Genomic DNA, 17,512 nt, shown 5'->3' on the forward strand with positions numbered 1-17,512 from the left:
AGGTCACTGTCCACGGATTCGCCCGCCCCTTCCCACAATTCCGGTCAAAGTATCACCGAGGCGTCTTACCAGATGATCGCCAGGACAGGTCCTAGACGGATGACAGGCTGGCCTATCAGGTGTCCGTGGACCGTACGGCACGACCTCGACAGTGACGCGTACCTACCGGCGACCGCATGCAGGGCTGCGGGTGGCGCATCGCAGTCAAAGCGAACCGTTCCGGGGAAACGAGCCGGGAGGCAAGGGCCCGGACCTACTCACGCGACCAGGTCCGTCCAGTGCCCAGCATCGCCTCCTGAAGGACAAGGGTTTGGGCGAACCGGTCGAGCACCGGAGCGATGACGCCGTCCGCGGCTCCGTCCTCACCCTCAGTCAGAGCATCGGCCAAGCCGGGGCGGCCAGGGCCCTCCGGAGTTCCGGAGCATCACTCGCCCTTACAGTTGGTGCGGCCGAGCCCGGTGGTCGGCATCGCGACACCATCGGCGCACATGCTTCTCCTGGACATCAAATCCGTACCCGCCGAGCTGGCCCCCGGCAATGACGCTGATGCACTCCGCAAGCCCCACGTCCGCAGATGGCACCTCACGGCGACCTTTCGGCGCCTGACCTGCACTGTGACAGAAGGTGCGATTGTTGCGCTTGACCCAGCTGCCACGGTCGCGCTGCCCGATAGGCACGCCTTCAGGCGTGAGACATCACCTGATCGGCGAGCACCCTTCGGACACACCGTACATATTTCGTGATTCACCCGGGACAGCTCGGACGCCAACGACACCATGAACTATGCGTGAACCGATGCCGGACACCCCAACTCATCTTCCCTCCCCCAACTTTGCGATATCGCTGCCTTCTGTCCATTTCGTACGATCAAATAGTCATGTGCGCGTCGACAGTGCGGTCGGTGGGGGGAAGGGGCTGTAGTGGAACCTCATTTCGAGAACCCTGCCCTGCTATGTCCCGAGATGTTCTGGCAGGTCGACGAAGTACCAACGTCGGTACGAGAGGGCATCGCCCACCGTCTGCAAGAAGTGGCCGTGGCACGCGGCGGCCTCCTGCACGCCTGCAGCGCTTTCAACTCCATCTACTTCGACTACGACCCACACCTTCGCCGCTATACACGTGAACCGGATCCCGACTGCTTCGCCACGGTGTCGGTCGGCGGCAAGCTCCCCGTGCTACCAACAGGGGCATTCGTCCGCTTGACCCGCGGCAGTCGTGAACTGTGGGGCGAGGTAGCTGCGGTACTCGGCGCGGCAGCAGATGTCGAAGAGGACGGTTGGACGGGAGCAGCCCGGTCCGGCGCTCCAGCGGACGCGGACCAGGACCGGCAGCGCATCGTCGTCGACACAGACGTATTCGGCCCCCTGAGTGCCGGCGAGTCGATTGAACGAGGGCGATGGCTCAGACCTGGTGGCGGGCTGGAAAACGGGCAACTCGTAGGATTCGTCCCTTCCTCTTGGGATGGCACCTCCTCGCGGGACCAGATCGGTTCGTTCGCCGCCTATCTCGCTGGACCCGCCCGCGCCCTCCTCGACCTCGGCCCCCTACCTCGCTGGCTCATGTCGGATTCCACGGTGGTGAGCGACACCGACGTCGCACGATCGATCCGGTCGGCCGTCGAATGCCTGGCACAGATCATGACCACGGCCTCGGACTTGCGTACGTGGAACCTTTACGCCCGACCAGCAACCGACGCAGCCTCGTTCAGCTCCTCTGTAACATTCCAGGAAGTGCGCAGGGCTGTCTGCCGACCCGCCCCCGGCAATCAGGCTCGTTACTCAGCTCTGTGGCCGCTCCTGAACGCTCTCGTCCGAGAAGACGATCACAGCGATGGCCTCACCGGCGTCACCACCGCGGCCTTGGCCGTAGACGCGAACCTAGCTCTCGCAGATATGACGATGAACCGTAAGCTGCCTGCCGGAACTGATCTCCGCGTGGATGATCTTTGGCAACATGCGGGCATCTGGAGAGCACAACGCCTACCTGTGGACGATGTTCTTGCAGGACTGGATCCCCTCACCCCAGCGGGTATCGGATTCACGGAGAGCCGCAATTCGCATACAGGTGACCCGACACCTCCGACCGCACCGGTCGGATTGAGCGAGGTGGAAATCGGTGCGAGCCGGGTCACCGTCGTACACATCGATGACGAGCTCATCGTCCTGACAGTCGCCGTAAGCAAAGCCGATCTGACGGACGGCAGGCTGCGACTCACCGGTGCCGTACTGGATCTGCTGCCACCCGGAGATCTCATCCTGCAACTCCACCACGACGCCTCCCCCAGTACCGGTGACGGGACGGAGCAGTGTGTACGCCGTCACCAAGACACAGTCCAAGGCGTCTGCTGGCCGCCTGCAATACCGCCAGGACTTCATCTGACCGTCGCGGCGGCGCGCGCCGGAAGGAGGCTGGTAGCCACGAGTCTTCGGCTGACGAATCCCGTGGACGTTGCTGGCTTCGGAACCGTGAGCTGGGAATTCGATGAGGCACTCTTTCGCCTCGGAACCGGCTTGGACACCCAGCAGAGCACCCGGCAGAGTTGGCAACCATGGGCACCCTCAGTGGCCAGGGGGTCATGGCGACCAGCCGTAGCCGCATTGGAGCACCTCATCATCGAGGCCCTCAAGCGAGACGGCGACCGGGGGCCTGCCGACAGCCGGCACCTGGACGGTCGCCGTCTCACCGCGGCTCTATTCGGGCCTGATGTTCATTCCGCAGCCTTGCTGTGGACAATCATCCACACCTGCGAAGACATGACTGTGTTCGGATTGCTGACGCAGTCCCCGCATCATTCGGGCGGACCAGACGTGTTCACATGGTGGCCGTCCACACCTGAAGCCGAGGAAGCCCGAGCCTCGGCGGAATGGAGCGGGCGCGACGATGGTTCGGGGCCGCTCCTCAGCCGTCGCTGGATTCGTCCTCAGCGACGGCGACTACCTCCTGAACAGCAGCCTTCCCTCAAGGCGCGGCTTGATTACGCCCGGTGGCGTGTAGAGGTCGAAGGCGCCGACGCCGATACCGAGCTCCCACCCGGCACAACCTTCGTGCACGGGCATCTGAAGGGGTCAGGGCCTGGAAAGCCGTGGCACCGGCACGTACCGCAGGATCTGGAAGGCACTTCGGGGAACGGATGACCAGGGTCAAGATGACGGCAAAACCGCGCGCTAAGGCGATCGCTCCACCTCTCGAACTGACTAAGGCCGTAAAAGACGGGCTCAAGCGACTCGGAGACCCCCTGGGTGATGTTCTCGCCCTGCTGGATCAGTCCCGCCTGAGTGACCTGCTCAACAGAATGGGCAAGACTCGGCGGACCCGCCTATTGCAGCGACTGCACGTACCAGCCATGGGTCGGCTCACCCCCACTGTCTGCTCTCACGCGTTGACCCAACTACGTTCAAGCCGTCCTGCTTCTCAGCGACAGCTTGATGCCGAAGCCCTTGGCAGTCCTCTCTTCGAAAGCCTTGCGCAAGCTCGAGCCGATTGGCTGGAAGGGCGCCGCAGCAGCACTCTGGAAGAGAGTCTAGAGCAGGCTCCGCGCGACGAACTGCTCCTCGCGGCGATCGCCTTCTGGGATGCGGATCCCAGCCAGCCATATGTGCTCGCCTGGACCTTGCAGAATCGAGCATTGCCATCTTGGCCCCTAAAGGAGGTGGAGACGCTCGCACACTCCTGTGCCCGGCTTTCCACAGAGTGGAGTGCACTGCGTGCGGCTGATCGACTTTCCCCGGCCGAGGTGGCCGCGGCCCCATCGGCTTCTGGAGAAGAATGGCCCGCGACCAAGCTGGACGGCGCGCGTCAATGCGACGATGCCGCACAGCGGCTGGAAGCCTTGTTGGAGCAGGCCACCATCTCCGCACGACAGGCTTGGCAGTCTCTGGACCAGCGAGTCCTACCAGACCCGAGCGCCTGGGAATCCGTCCAAGCGCTCATCACAACAACAAATGAGCTGGCATGCGCGCTGGCAGCGACTGCCCCTGCCAACGATGCTTACGTTGAAGCCTCAGGGCTTGAAAACCTACTGACGGCCCTTCGCCTTCGCGGAGATGAGCTCAGGGGGAGAGAGTCCCTGCTTTCCGGACTCGACCGCATTGCACATGCAGTGGCATCCCAGCCTCATCCGGCGATCAACAACCTTCGAGCGCAAGCAGACAAACTCTCTGCGCAGGAAGCGTGGTCGGAAGGGGACATCAATCTAGCCAAACTGCTTGCAGACATCGTCGCGCTCTCCGACGCCGTCCATCGCGACGACGATCCAGGGGTGGAATGCTTGGACGAACGATTGCGTGGGGCCTTGCCCGAAGATTTGCGCGCGGTCGTACTTCTTGTAGTCCGCAGCAAGGTCTCATTCCCAGCCAATGCCGACACGGACCGAAGCCTTGTCTCACCTCACGCATCCGCTTCCTCAACTACGTCTTCCAGGCACGGATCAATTAATCTGGCGCGTTCCGCGGCCCAACGCACGGTCGACGATGCGCCTAAAATAGAAGATCCTCTTGGACCAGACGACGCCACTAGTGCAGAAAACTCTGTCGCGACCGAGGCGCCAACCAACAGCCTGCACGAAATTCCAATTCCAGCAACTCTCAAGATCCCAACGCATGACGGGTCCACCCCTGGCCTGACCGCAACCGCAGGAGACCAGGACTCGCCTCCCCAAGAGGGGCAGGCGGATCCGTCCCACGCAAAAAATCGTCCCGAGGCTGCTCAGACAACGGTATTCGAAGACCCTCCGCAGGCCGTTGCAGCTGTCTCTCATAAGCCATCCACCGCTCCCGCGCCGACGCCCAAAGAGGAAGATGACCCCCGTGACATCGTCACGGAGTGCCTGGGGCAACACGAAATCGCACTGTCCTATCACGCGGCGCAGGCAGGAGGCTTCGAACAACTTGCCCTGACGCTCAAGCTGTTCGTCTTGGCCGAGACCGTACGCAGCGCGACCGGGGCCTGCACGGACGCTTTCCTCAACGAGACGGCGGGCCGCCTCACCGAGCCGGACGTGGGTCTCGGCCCGGTCGGTCTCTTGCTGCGCGCCGCAGCCTTCTTGCGCGTCTGCCTCGTCTGCGGCGACCCAGGGGTAGGCGAAGCTCTGCGCTTCATCTCCGACCGCATTCAGGGCATGCCGGCGCTCCACTCCACGCTGACCACGGTCGCCGAGGTATGCGCCCGCGGCCAACTGGCTGCACGAATGTTCGAACAAGAGGCGAGCCACCCCGGCCACGAGAATGATTCGAACGTCGATGTGACGTCGGCGAGTGCCCTGGCTCGTGGAAGTCTCGCCGAGCCCCGCACTCTGCACTTCCCACGAGCCAACGAAATCGTCCGCACATGGTGGTCCGAGGAAGGACCCATCGGCTCACTCCTGCATGCCGCGGCCGAAGACGACCGAACCCGGCTAGACGCGGTCCGCTCCCAGCTCCTCGCTCTGCGCAAGCCGGAAGCACTGGGCAAACTTCTCTCAAAGAGCGATACCGCATCGAAGGGAAAGTCTTCTTCACGGCTTCAGGGAGCGGCACGACGGCGAATCCTGCACTACGCGCAGGAATCTCTGGAGATCGTGCACGAGTGGCTCACCTCAGTCCAGAACTCGGCTCCGGTCGCACCCCCACCTGTCTTCAGTCACCTGGCAGGCCGTCTGACTCCATTGACTACGGATCTCGCAACCGAGATCCGGGCGTTGGGGGACACCGCGGACTCCTTCCCCGATCCTCTGCTGCAAACCGCAGCACATCTGGCGCTCACTTCGGTACGCGGAAGCATTGCTCTCCTGAGCACGGGACATCTGTCCGGCCCCGAGAGCGCGCCAAGCATCGCGCTCAACGTCGACCTGCTCCGATGCACCGACCTGGAATTCGACGCCGAGCTCACCCCACTGCGCGCCATCACGCCGGACGACGTATCCAAAGCACGCATCACCTCGTGGGAAACGGCAGCACGCAACCATGCCTTTGCGAAAAACTACGCCACCGCCCGCACATCTCTGGAAATGTTCGAATTGCAGGGCGGCCGCAGTGAAGTCGTGAGCAAACTCCGAGGAGAACACCACCGCCTGCGCAATGAAAGCCGTCGCGAGGTAGAGGCACTGAGTCTCGCTGTCACGCACCGCGCGGAGACTGCGGCCCGCCTCGGTCAATTGGAAGAACCAGGACGCTCGCGGGTCTCGGCACGCTTGGAAGCGGTCAAGGGAAACATCGGTGGAGACAATCTGGGAACCGTACAACGTGAATGCATGGAAATTCTGGAACAACTGGACATCCAGAGAGAGGAGGAACGCACCAAGTTCCAGACCAAGGCGACCCTGTTGCTGAACAACTTCAACGCCTCGGCATCCGTGGCGGACAAGATCCGAGCATTGATTACGCAGGGAGACCTGGCGACTGCTGAGGAGTTCCTCCTGTCCGCGCGCGAGGGAAACGAGCCTCCGACCGTCGAACCTGCCACAGACTTCGACGCCTTCTTTCCCACGGTCTGTGACGCGTTGGAATCCGGCATCGCCCCCGAACTGATCCGAGAAGCCGGTAGCGGTGGGGCCTACCGCGGACTGGATTTCTCCGCCCTGGCTCCCGCTCAGCGATCCCAGAGCGCTGACGCTTTGACCGCCCTGCAGCAACTGCACACCCAGTGGAATACCTTCCGCACCCGTAAGCACCACCTGAAACTCGCCCTGCGGCTGGCAGGCGTCGAATACATCGACGAGACAGACGCGGGACTCACGGGTCCGGCGACCCGGCGCTGGTTCGACATCACCGACGTGAAGCTGGTTGGGCCTTGCCGACTCCCACAATTCGGCTCCGGCTCGGGCGGCCGACTGCGGGTGATGACCACTAGATCGGTATCCGACGCCCGCACCCTGCTGGGTTGGATCGAACAGGACGTCAGTCAGCTCCCCGTGCTCGTGGTAGTAGCCGGTTCGATAGGGGTCGCGCAGCGACAGGCTCTCGCCCGTGAATGCGTGTCCCGACGGGACAAACCAGTCCTTGTGCTCGACGCATCTGCCTTGGCATTCCTGGCTGCCCGCGGCACCGGCCTGTTCGCCACCACAGAACGTGTCCTTGCACCCTTCAGCGCAGTGGCCCCCTACTTTCCCGAAGCGAGTGACACGCTGCCCGCCGAGATGTTCTACGGCCGCAGCGATGAGTTGTCCGCCGTCCTGGACGCTCAAGGTTCGAGCATCCTGTACGGCGGTCGGCGACTTGGAAAGTCCGCGCTGCTGAAGGCGGCCGCCGCGCGCTACAGGCGAACACGGCACCACGTCAGCCTCTACATCCCCCTGCCATCAGGAATGGGCCTCACCCCGGGAGACATCTGGGACCTGCTCGCGCGCAGCCTGCATCAAGACGGCATCGCCGAACGGCGCGCCCACCGGGCCAGCACCATGCATCAGGTCGAGGAGGACATCGACCGCTGGCTCCAGCACGACAAGGCGCGCAAGCTACTGATCCTCTTCGACGAATGCGACGAGTTCTTTGACGGGGATGCTCGTGAGGGTTTCGTACACACCACCGCCCTACGTAATCTTATGAGTTCCAGCGGGCGGAGGTTCAAACCCGTGTTCGCCGGCCTTCATCAGGTTCAGCGTTTCGCTTCGCTGCCCAACCAACCGCTGGCCGGTGCTCACTTCGGGGAGCCCTTGGTAATCGGTCCGCTCAGCCCTGGAGCCGCTTACCGGCTCCTCCATGACCCGATGCAAGTACTTGGCATTCGTTTCGAGAGCGACACTCTGATTCACCGTGCCCTCGCCTACGCCAACTACCACCCGAAGATTATTCAGCACATCGGTCTAGCTCTCGTGCTTGAGACGCACAGCCAGCGGATCCCCGCAGGGGGACCGCCCTGGACTATCGACGAGGAGACCATGGAGCGGGTCATCGGATCGGCCTCCCTCGCCAAAAGCATCCGGGACACCGTCCGTCTGACACTCCATCTCGACCCACGGTACAAACTTATCGCTCTCGTTTTGGCGCTGCACGCACACCGCTATGGGGTGGACCAGCCTGTTGCAGGTCGAGAGCTACGCACCGAGTGCGCCGAATGGTGGCCAAAGGCGCTCTCCGTCACTCCGCCGGATGAATACCGTGCGCTGCTCGAGGAAATGGCCGGGCTGGGTGTCCTCGCCGCGGACGACTCCGGATGGCGTCTGCGCTCGTCCAACGTGCTAAGGCTCCTGGGCAACCCCACCAGTATCGAGGAAGAGCTGTCCTCACAGGAGGGCGAAGCCGTCACCGCTCTTTCTGCGGCACACTCACGCAGGCCATTGCCTGGTGGTCTCATCAGCCCCTTGACTGAGGCACAGATCGCGGACCTGACCAGGCGCCGCAACGGCCTCAGAATCGTGATTGGCACCAAGGCCGCCGGCCTCGATCACGTCGTGGATGCGCTTGCCGGCCAACAGGAACGCGTCACAAGCATCGCGCCTCTGATCATCCCCAACTCACCGAAGGATTACCGCAGGGAATTGCAGACAGGCCGGGCCGGCCGCCAGCACCGGATCATCGTCAGCGATACCCGAGGGTTCGGCCCGAGTGCCTTGCGCCAGTCACTGGACCAAGCCCTGACGCTCCAGCCCCCAGAGGGAGTGAGCCGCTGCGTAGTAGCGCTCCTGGACCCTTCCCAGATCGACCACCTGCGCGAGTTGACCACTGCGGACGAGGAGAACATCGTGCTCCTCCAACTGACCACCGCGGACGGCCTTCGTAGCTGGATCTCCAGCGAGGATCCAATGACGCCTTACTACGAACCGACACAACGAGCTGCGCTCCTGGAGGCTACCGGCGGATGGCCGATCGTCCTCAACCACCTCCTGACACTGGCCGTCAAGGGGTTCACACCGCGAAAAGCCCTCACCCGGCTCACCGACGAAATCAAGGCCAGTGAGGGTGTGCGCTTGCTGGAAGCAACCGGCTTGACCGAAGCAGTCACACTTCACCCCTTGATGCACCAACTGGTCGCGGAATTCGATGCTCCGCTTCCCCTCGAAGACCTGCACGAACTACTCCAACCCGACCATCCCAACATCCACTTCCTGCTGACCGCACTGCGCCGAATGAACGTCCTCGTGAATATTGATTCGCAAAGCCTCGCGGTAGAACCGATTCTCGCTGCAGCGTGGCGTCACCACGGGCCGCAGTGAGCTTCTCCAGCCCTGCCACCCCAATGTGAGGATGATCTTGGCGGTTGACTTCATCCGATTCGGGCCGCATTGAGACGGCCGTGTTCTCGTATAGCTGCCGCCACCCGTCATGTAGCGCTGAGTAGTTACGCGGGGCCGTGGTCGCGCTGCTGGAGGTTGACGAAGTCGGCGTGCGCTTGCTCGACGGCCTCGGGGTACGCCTGTTGCTTCTCGTGCTCGGCGAGCGCGCGGTAGATGCTTGCGACGCTGGGGGCCTGTCCCTTGCGCTTGCCGGTGGGGATGATCAGGTCGGGTTGGATCTGCTCGACCGACTCGCCGTTCCGACGGCGCCGCAGCACGGTGTGCAGCATGTCGTCGGTGATGACGGGCGGCCGGCCGCCGTGCTTGCCCTTGCGGGCCGCCGCGTCGAGCCCTTCGAGGGTCGACTCCCGGATGTTCTCCCGCTCGGTCTCCGCCATCGCGGCGAAGAACGCGAACAGCAGACGGCCTGGTCCGCTGGGGTCGTATATGCCGGGCAGCGGCCCGGCGAGCATCTCCAGGACCAGGCCGTGGGCGGTGAGGTGGTCGGCGAGCGCGGTGAGTTCGGCGGCGTCGCGGCCGAGCCGCTTCATCTCGTACACAGTGAAGATGACCCGGCAGTGCGGGTTATCTCGGGTCCGAAATGGGCGTCAGGCATGTGAGGCAAGTAGCTTTCGTGGCCCGTGCCTGACAGGTATCTCCGGGTCGTTCAGGCAAGTACGGCATGTTCGTGATGTACGTGTCGACCCTCAACCTTGGTTCGACCGAACCGAAGTGGTGCGACCTTGTTTCGACCGAAACAAGGTCGCACTCGCCTTGATGTCAGCGGCGTGCCTTAGCGTGGAGTCCACGGCCAGACGCGTACCGCCGTTCGCCGCCGTGCCGGGTGCCCACGCCGCCCGGCGCACAGTCGGCCAAGGTCCTCCGGGGCCCGCGAGTGCAGCAGACCGTCCCGGCCCGATTCGCCGGCGGGGAGCGTGGGTACCGCCAGGCTGGAGTCGACCGTGCCGAAGAAGCAGTCCACCGCCGCGCAGCGCGCCCGCGAGGCCGCGCGCCAGGGCGGCAAGTACACCCAAACCCTGCGCACCGCTGAAGCCCCGGCCCCCGACGTCACCGAGCCTGACGACGGGTTCGGCGGCCACGAGTTCGAGTACGAGAGCAGCACCGACCTGTTCCGGTGCACCGAGTGCCGCGTCTACGAGGTGGTGGCCCGCGACACGAACGGACCGATCAAGCCTTGTACCGGTCTGGTCGGCTACAGCGGCGACACCGAGCGGGTCTACCTGCTGCTGACCGAGAATCCGGACCTCCCGTACCGGCACGCGGCGTTCCTGGCCACGAAAGTCCGCAGCACCGGCATCGGCCGGGCGCCGCGGTTCTCGTGGCGGGACGGGAAGCTACTGGTCGAGTCGGCGCCCAGCGTCGTAGCCGAGCTGGCCCGCCGGGTCGAGCTGATCACCACTACCGTCGAGGACCGGCAACTCCCCGCCGTCGCCTCGGTCGACCGCCTCACCGCAGAGGCCGGTCGGGCCGTCCTCGCGGAGAACTACGCGGCCTACGTCGCCGAGTTCGGCGAGCCCGCATAGGGGCGCTGCTCGCCGAACAGGGGTCCAGGAAGCGTTTCGGTCGAAACGCTTCCTGGACGCCTTGCCGTGCTTCTACCAGAAGTCCTAGAAACGGTTCGGGCGAACCGTTTCCGACGCTACGTGCCTTACTTGCCTGACAGCGGTTCGTGCCGCCTGACCTGCGTGAAGTGCCTGCGGACCCTAGATAATGGTCGGCGTGGGCCTTGATCTGGCGGGCGAGCGCGAGAGCGGCCTCGAACTGGGGCCGCACGCGCACCCGGGTGCTGATCTTCTCGGAGAACACCTTGTCGCGGTCGATGCCGTGCTTGGCGAGGGCGTCGAGCTGGGACTGGAGTTCCTGGGTGAGCGTTGAGCAGCGGGCGTATCCGATGCGGATGTCGGCGGTCGGGGTGTCCGGTGCGAGGGCGAGCGGGACCGGGGTGCCGGGCCGCCAGGGCTGGCCGGGTCCGCGGTCGGCGGGAGTGGGCACGCGCAGGAGCTTGGCGAGCCGGGGCACCTTGGTGAAGCGGCCGGTGTGGTAGGTGCCGGCGACCGCGCCGGAGCGCGAGCGGCACGGCGATCCCGGTTCGACGGTGCAGCGCGGGCAGGGGTGGCGCTCGACGTCGTTGGCGTCGCTCGAGGGAGCCTCTTGAGGGACCGTCATGCCACCAGAGACTGTCACAAACGATTCTCAGAAGCACCCGGACCCATCTTTGAGTGAGAACAAGTTCTGCGAACCGAACCAGCGCTTCGCCATCTCCGTACGGCAGTTTTCGATCTTGCTCGGGCAAAGGGTCGTTTATGGGAACCCCTACAGGGCTGTTTGTTCAGTCATTGTCTGTTTGCGATGACGTCGAATGCGGTCCGTAGGAGGAGTGGCAGTTGCTCGCCGCTTGGGCCGTTAAAATCTTCGGCGCGATGAGCGCCTTGTGTCTGCGGTCGGGTGTCCTTCGGGCGGGTCAGTACCAATGCCGAGTTCGTGAGGGCCGCCCGAGGCCTTCAGGGCCGTGTGGTGCTGGTCTATGTCTTCAACGTCTTCGTCGCGTCGAAGATCTGGGCGCGCAGCCAGATATGCGCGGGGTCCGGGTCGTGGGATGTGTGCCAGGCCATGCTGATGTCGAAAGCGGGAAAGTCGAAGGGTGGCGCGCTGACGACCAGGCCGTAGGCGGCGGCCAGCTGGTCGGCCAGGCTGACGGGCACGGTGGCCAGGACGCCGGTTGTGCAGACGAGCAGCGGCAGTGTGAAGAGGTGCGGTGTGGTGACGACGATGCGCCTGGACACTCCGTGGTGCGCGAGGAGTTCGTTGACTCCGAAGCAGTTGTCGTCGTGGTCGCCGAGCAGAGCGTGCGGTGAGGACGCGTACACGTCGGCGCTCACGGCACCGGAAGTGTCTGCTACGTCGGAGCGGCTGAGTACGGCTTGCCGTTCGGTCCACAGTCGTTCGTGGTGGTAGTGGGGCGGTATGCCCTGCAGGTGTCCGACGGCCGCGTCGAGGCGGCCGCTGTCGAGCCACTGGGGTGTTTGCGCCTTGTCGAGTGGCTGCACGTCCAGGGTCACACCGGGTGCGCGTTCCTGGAGGAGTTCGAGGAGACGCGGGAGGACCAGCCACTCCAGGAAGTCGGGCATGGCCACGCTGAAAGTCCGCTCAGCCGTGGCGGGATCAAACGCCTGGGGCTCCAGCAGTTGTCCCTGGATCGTGCTCAGCACCGAGGACACGGTGGCGGCGAGGCTTTCGGCGCGCGGAGTGGGGCGCATGCCGCCGGCGCAGCGGACGAAGAGGTCATCGTCGAAGACCGTACGCAGGCGGCTGAGGTTGTGGCTCATCGCCGACTGGGTGATGCCGACGTTCAGGGCGGCGCGCGTGACGTTCCGCTCGCTCATCAGGGCGTCGAATGCGACCAGGAGGTTGAGGTCGTACGTCGCTATATGAGCGTGATCGATGTGGGACATGAATGGCACCTGTTGGACTAGTGACCGCGGGCGTTTTATCGTCGCTGTCGATAGTAATCGACAGCGATCACAAGTCATGGAAATGACGTTCAGTGGGCCCACGCGGGCCTGACCGTCACGCCCATGAGCGGCGGGCTGGCCAACGTCCAGGCACGGGCCGGCAGGCGGCGACCGCAGCTGGACACCGGGGTGGGACGCGATGGCCAAGGGGCCGGAAACCGGCCGACAGCACATGGAAAGGAAAGCTGTGAACCAGCAGAATGTTCTCGTCACTGGCGCCAACGGATATATCGGAAATGCCGTTGCGAAGGCGTTCAATAGGGCCGGATGGAAGGTATTCGGCCTGATCCGGAAGCACGAATATGCTGCCGATCTGGAAAAGAACGAAATCCACCCGCTCATTGGATCGCCTGAAGACCTCGTATTCCTCGACCAGGTGGACGACGTCACCTTCGATCTGGTCGTCTCGAACACCGAAGATGCGCGCCATCCCGTGGCGCATCTTGAAAAGGTTCAGACGATGCTGGATGAGATCGCCCGGCGCAGCAATCAGTCAGGCGTGCGCCCGCTGGTCATGTTCTCCAGCGGCTGCAAGGACTACGGGAAGATGGCCGAGAAGCACGGCGACCGGGGCTTGGCTCCCCACACGGAAGCCAGCCCTCTGAACCCTCCCGTACCGCTGGTCCCTCGCACCGACTTCGGCACCACGCTGCTGACGCAGTCCGACGCCGCCTACGATGCGGTGGTCCTGCGTCCGACGATCGTCTACGGCTACACCTCAAGCCACTACGGCCACCTGTTCGCTCTCGCAGCCGGGAGCGATTCCACGCTGCGGATCATCGGGGACCCGAACGCAATCATGCATTCCCTCCATGTCGACGACTGCGCCGATGCCTACGTGACTCTGGCCGAACACCCGAGACGAGGGGAGATCGCCGGTCAGGCATTCAACATCTCCAACGAAAAATACGAAACGGCGCAAGAGATCACCGACGCCCTGGCGAAGTCGTACGACCTGACGGTTGAGTACACCGAACCCGATGCCGAACTGCGCATGGATTCGGTGCACTCCCTGGCCAACTTCTGGCAATGGGTCTCATCCGACAAGCTGCGCGCACTGACAGGATGGCGCGAGCGTCGGTCGACCTTCGTCGGAGGAATCGAGGAATACCGAATCGCGTACGAAGCAACAGCACGTCACTAGAACTTCTGGTGACCAGGACTTGTGACCGCTCCGAATGAATAGCGTCACCGTTCCTGCACCGTGACGATAGTGATGCTGGTCGCACTCGGGCGGCCACGGCCACCACAACCGGGGCGATGGGTGCCTGCATGGGCCGGCGTACCGGTTTGTGGGTCAGCCGTCGTGTCGTCAGCGTGATGGACGCAGGTGATGAGTGTTTCGCTGACCTGCGGCAGCCTCTCGTCGTCCCTGACCGTGACCCCCGCTAGGATCCGCACAAGCTGATCGACCTGCTGCTTGTAGGGCTCCAACAGCCGCCGAAATAGTAAGGTCAAGGAGAAGCCACCTTCCCCCCCTGCGACGGACGAGATGCTTACGCCCGGGCTGACGTAGGGGGCGACACATGGCCCGGGCCAGGGACGGCAGTGTTCCTCACACGGCGCTATCGCCGCTCCCAGCGGCCGGGCGTCCCGCCCGGGCTCAAGGCGTCTCCCTCCTGAGGCGTGCGCGGGCTGGGTGCCGTCGCCCGGACAGACAAGTCCAAATTGAGACGGCTACTCATGTCCAGCTCGAACCGGCCGTACGGATTCACATGGGTCCAGAACAGCGGGGAGAGCGCCCGGCGGTCCGCGTCGGTGAGCTTGTCGGCCCACTTCGAATCTGCCAGGACCTCCTGCATCAGCAGCGTGTTGACGTGTACCAGCGCGGTCTGGAGCAGGTGCAGCGCGAGCATGGACACCTCCTGGGACTCCTTGTCCGAACCGGCCAGGTCGCCGTTCTTGCCGTAGAAGAGGTCCTTGTTCGCGGAGTTCCAGTTCTCCACGACCTGCAACCCTTCGTGGATCTCGCGCCGCATCTCGACGTCGGCGAGGTAGTCGCAGACGAACGAGGTCCGCACCGCCCGGCCCAGTTCCTCGATCGCCCGGTACGTCGGGTGCTTGGGCCCTCCCCGGGTGAAGCGGCGCAGGACCTGTTCGGCCTCGGCGGTGCCCAGGCGCAGTGCGGTGGTGTACTTCACGATCTGGTCGTACTGCTGGGCGATCAGGTCCCAGTCGATCGTCTTGGTGGACAGCACCGGGCTCAGGTTCGGCCATTTGTCATCCTGCCCGGCCGCTGGCCGGTACAGCTTCGCCGAGCCGATGTTCTTCAGCCTCGGCATCAGCTTGAAGTCGAGCATGTGCGCGAAAGCGAACCCGACGATCGAGGCGCCGTGCGTGTCCGTGTACTGCCGGTCGACCTCCATATCGGTGCAGTGCCGCAGCACGCCCTCGATCATCGAGGCGACCTCGGAGGCTGAACAGGACTTGAGCTGGGAGTAGATGCAGAGCGATTTCCGCTCCACGTGCCAATAAATCATCACTCCGGGGCCCCGGTAGCGCTGGTGCCACTCGGTCATCAGGTTCGAGGACCAGGCGCCGAACTTGCGGCTGTCGGAGGCGCACGCCGTGCCGGTGCCCCACCACATCTCATCGCGGACGGCGAAGGTGGCGTTCACCAGCTTCCGCAGGGCCGCGCGCATGTTGGCGCGGTTGACGAACAGGTGCCGCACCCGCCGCAGCGTCGCCTCGCTCTCGCCGTGCTTGCCGGTCACCGCGACCCGCTTGATCCCCATGTTCGTGCCCAGGCCGAACAGCACCAGCAGTAGCCGGCGCCGCAGCACATCCTTCGACAGCATCTCCCTGGTGGCCACCGAGGTGAATTCGGCGATGAAGTCCGCGTCGAACTCGGCGTACTTCAAGATGTCCAGCAGGTCGATGGTCCCCCAGCGCCGCTCAATCTCACCCTTGATCGCCACCAGGCTCTCCGGCTCCTCCTGCTTGCCGCGCGGGGAGACTCTGATCCACGGCTCGCCGTGCTTCTTGACGATCGCCACCCCGCCCGTCGTGCCCTCCGCCAGCGCGGTCTCAAAGCGGTCCAGCGAGGTACGGAGCTTGCCTTGCAGGGCGGCGATGAACTCCCCGGCGTCCTGCGGCTGGCCCAGTGCGGCGTAGTGCACGTCCCGGTTGTCCTCGAAGTCCGTCGGCAGGTCGTCCTCCGGGTTACGCCACCGGTTCGCCCCCACCACCCAGATCTCCCGGCGCCGCACCGCGTCCCGAAGCGCCACCAGTACACACAGCTCGTACGGGATGCGCTCGACACGGCCCTTGTTGTCCACGACCGCCGCGCGCCAGTGCTCGGGCACCACCCCCGCGAGCGGCACGCTCTCTGCCGGATCGAAGAACGCACCCTCCTTCAGCGGCTGCTCCAGGTAGCGCTGGAGCAAGTCGATCGCGTCCATCACCGGACGGTAGGAGGTGTTGTTGCACTTCAACTCCAGCGCACCTAGCAGCGGCGAGAGCATCCGGCGCCAGTGCGCCGAGTATGACGACCGCAGCACGGTGCGGACCCGGGCCTTGTAGCGGGCCTCGTTCGCCGCGGCCTCCGCGGCGAGGGCCTTGAGCGTTTTCTCCCCGCCGACCACCGGGTAGATCACCCGCCGCACCATGCCGGACGGCTCCGACAGCGCCGCCTCCGCGACACGCAGCAGCATCGCGTCCTTACCCCGGATCTTCTTCAGCTCGGCGTTGAGCTCCTTGTCGACCTTCCGCTCCGCCCGGGTGTTGATCTTCAGAACGAGCTGGATGAACAGGTCCACCAGCGAGTCGGTGATCTCCGTGTGCCGTACGTGGCACAGCGCGGCCAGCAACGTCAGGCGCCGCGGCGGCTTCATCCGCTCCAGGTTCGCCGGGTACTCCTTCGACGCCCGCGCCCGCCACGCGTCGACCAGCTTCTCGGACACGTCGGCGAACAGGTCAGCGGGCAGCTCCAGCCGCCGGACTCGTTGGAGCTTGTTCACCTCCGCCAGGAGGCTCTCCAGGCCCGGCGCCCCCGGGTCGGCCTTCAGCTCGGCGAAGTGGGACCGGCCGCCGCCCGACACCGCGCCCTCACCATCCCCTTCACCGGCCGTCTCGTCCTCGCTGCCGGCGACCAGGTCCTCCAGGCGCGAGCGCGTCGCGTGAGAGATCCGCTCCACCCTGCTGCGGCAGAACTGGGCCTCGAAGTCCGTGACCGCCCGGCCCACCAGCCGCTGCACTTTCGCCGGGGCCGGCGGCTCGACGTGGTCGTTGCGGCACCGGGCCACCACGGCCGCCACCAGACGCTCGCGAGAGAGCTCCACCGGGCACAGCTCTGCGGCCAGCCACTCCGCCAGCCGCTCCTGGTTCTCCTCGGTACCTGCCCGGAACCCGAAAGCCGTACGGATCTCCGTGCGGTGCCGGGTGATCGCCCGGCCCTGCCAGTCGTACGCGGCCCACTGCTCGGCCGGTACCTTCACCTGTTGGGCAACGTACGCCACCGCAGGCGCCGGGACTTCCCCCGCGCTCTCAGGGAAACGAGCCTCGACCTCGAAGAACTTCAGCAACAGGGCGAAACCCAGCCGGTTCGCCCCGGTCTTGTTCCGTAGCCGCACAACCTCGTCCTCAAGAAGCGTCCAGACCTCGATCAGGTCCTCCGGCTCCCACTCCTGCCGCACCGATGCCTCCGAGCCTCAACCAACTGGATCTCCACATCGTGGCGACCACCCGTCCCAACTGGACGGAAAGCGCAGAACCCCACCGCAGCCCCATCACGTTCTGCTACATGACGGGTGGCGGCAGCTATACGAGAACACGGCCAATTCGTGTGCTTCGT

At 64.6% G+C, this 17,512-nt stretch carries 8 protein-coding genes; 4 read left to right on the top strand and 4 right to left on the bottom strand.

Annotation, left to right across the window (positions count from 1 at the left end; translation table 11 throughout):
* Window positions 1-920 precede the first annotated feature (920 nt).
* Window positions 921-3,134, top strand: coding sequence for a hypothetical protein (locus ACZ60E_RS44665; RefSeq protein ID WP_469448094.1), 2,214 nt, complete (start codon window positions 921-923; stop codon window positions 3,132-3,134).
* Window positions 3,131-9,127, top strand: coding sequence for a hypothetical protein (locus tag ACZ60E_RS44670; protein ID WP_469448095.1), 5,997 nt, complete (start codon window positions 3,131-3,133; stop codon window positions 9,125-9,127). Before ACZ60E_RS44665 ends, ACZ60E_RS44670 begins: the two co-directional genes overlap by 4 nt.
* Before the next feature lie 125 nt (window positions 9,128-9,252).
* Here the strand turns inward: ACZ60E_RS44670 and ACZ60E_RS44675 are convergent, their stop codons facing one another.
* Entirely contained in the window at window positions 9,253-9,747 is a 495-nt protein-coding gene (locus ACZ60E_RS44675) for a recombinase family protein (RefSeq protein ID WP_469448096.1), read from the bottom strand.
* A 375-nt stretch (window positions 9,748-10,122) separates the two neighbouring features.
* Between ACZ60E_RS44675 and ACZ60E_RS44680 the strand changes: the two genes are divergently transcribed.
* Complete coding sequence (locus ACZ60E_RS44680) at window positions 10,123-10,731, top strand: hypothetical protein (protein ID WP_469448097.1); 609 nt, start codon at window positions 10,123-10,125, stop codon at window positions 10,729-10,731.
* On the opposite strand, the gene ACZ60E_RS44685 is transcribed toward ACZ60E_RS44680, so the two are convergent.
* Both ACZ60E_RS44685 and ACZ60E_RS44690 read right to left on the bottom strand, forming a co-directional pair.
* Window positions 10,655-11,374: a zinc finger domain-containing protein gene (locus ACZ60E_RS44685; RefSeq protein WP_469448098.1), complete on the bottom strand. Its 720-nt coding sequence runs from the start codon at window positions 11,372-11,374 to the stop codon at window positions 10,655-10,657. The genes ACZ60E_RS44680 and ACZ60E_RS44685 overlap by 77 nt on opposite strands.
* Window positions 11,375-11,730: 356 nt before the next feature.
* Complete coding sequence (locus ACZ60E_RS44690) at window positions 11,731-12,660, bottom strand: LysR family transcriptional regulator (protein ID WP_469448099.1); 930 nt, start codon at window positions 12,658-12,660, stop codon at window positions 11,731-11,733.
* Window positions 12,661-12,907: 247 nt separating this feature from the next.
* Between ACZ60E_RS44690 and ACZ60E_RS44695 the strand changes: the two genes are divergently transcribed.
* On the top strand, window positions 12,908-13,864 hold the full coding sequence (locus ACZ60E_RS44695) for an NAD-dependent epimerase/dehydratase family protein (RefSeq protein ID WP_469448100.1): 957 nt from the start codon (window positions 12,908-12,910) through the stop codon (window positions 13,862-13,864).
* A gap of 421 nt (window positions 13,865-14,285) precedes the next feature.
* On the opposite strand, the gene ACZ60E_RS44700 is transcribed toward ACZ60E_RS44695, so the two are convergent.
* Entirely contained in the window at window positions 14,286-17,354 is a 3,069-nt protein-coding gene (locus ACZ60E_RS44700; protein ID WP_469448101.1) for a Tn3 family transposase, read from the bottom strand.
* Window positions 17,355-17,512 lie beyond the last annotated feature (158 nt).

Source organism: Streptomyces sp. NPDC102514, assembly GCF_055584525.1.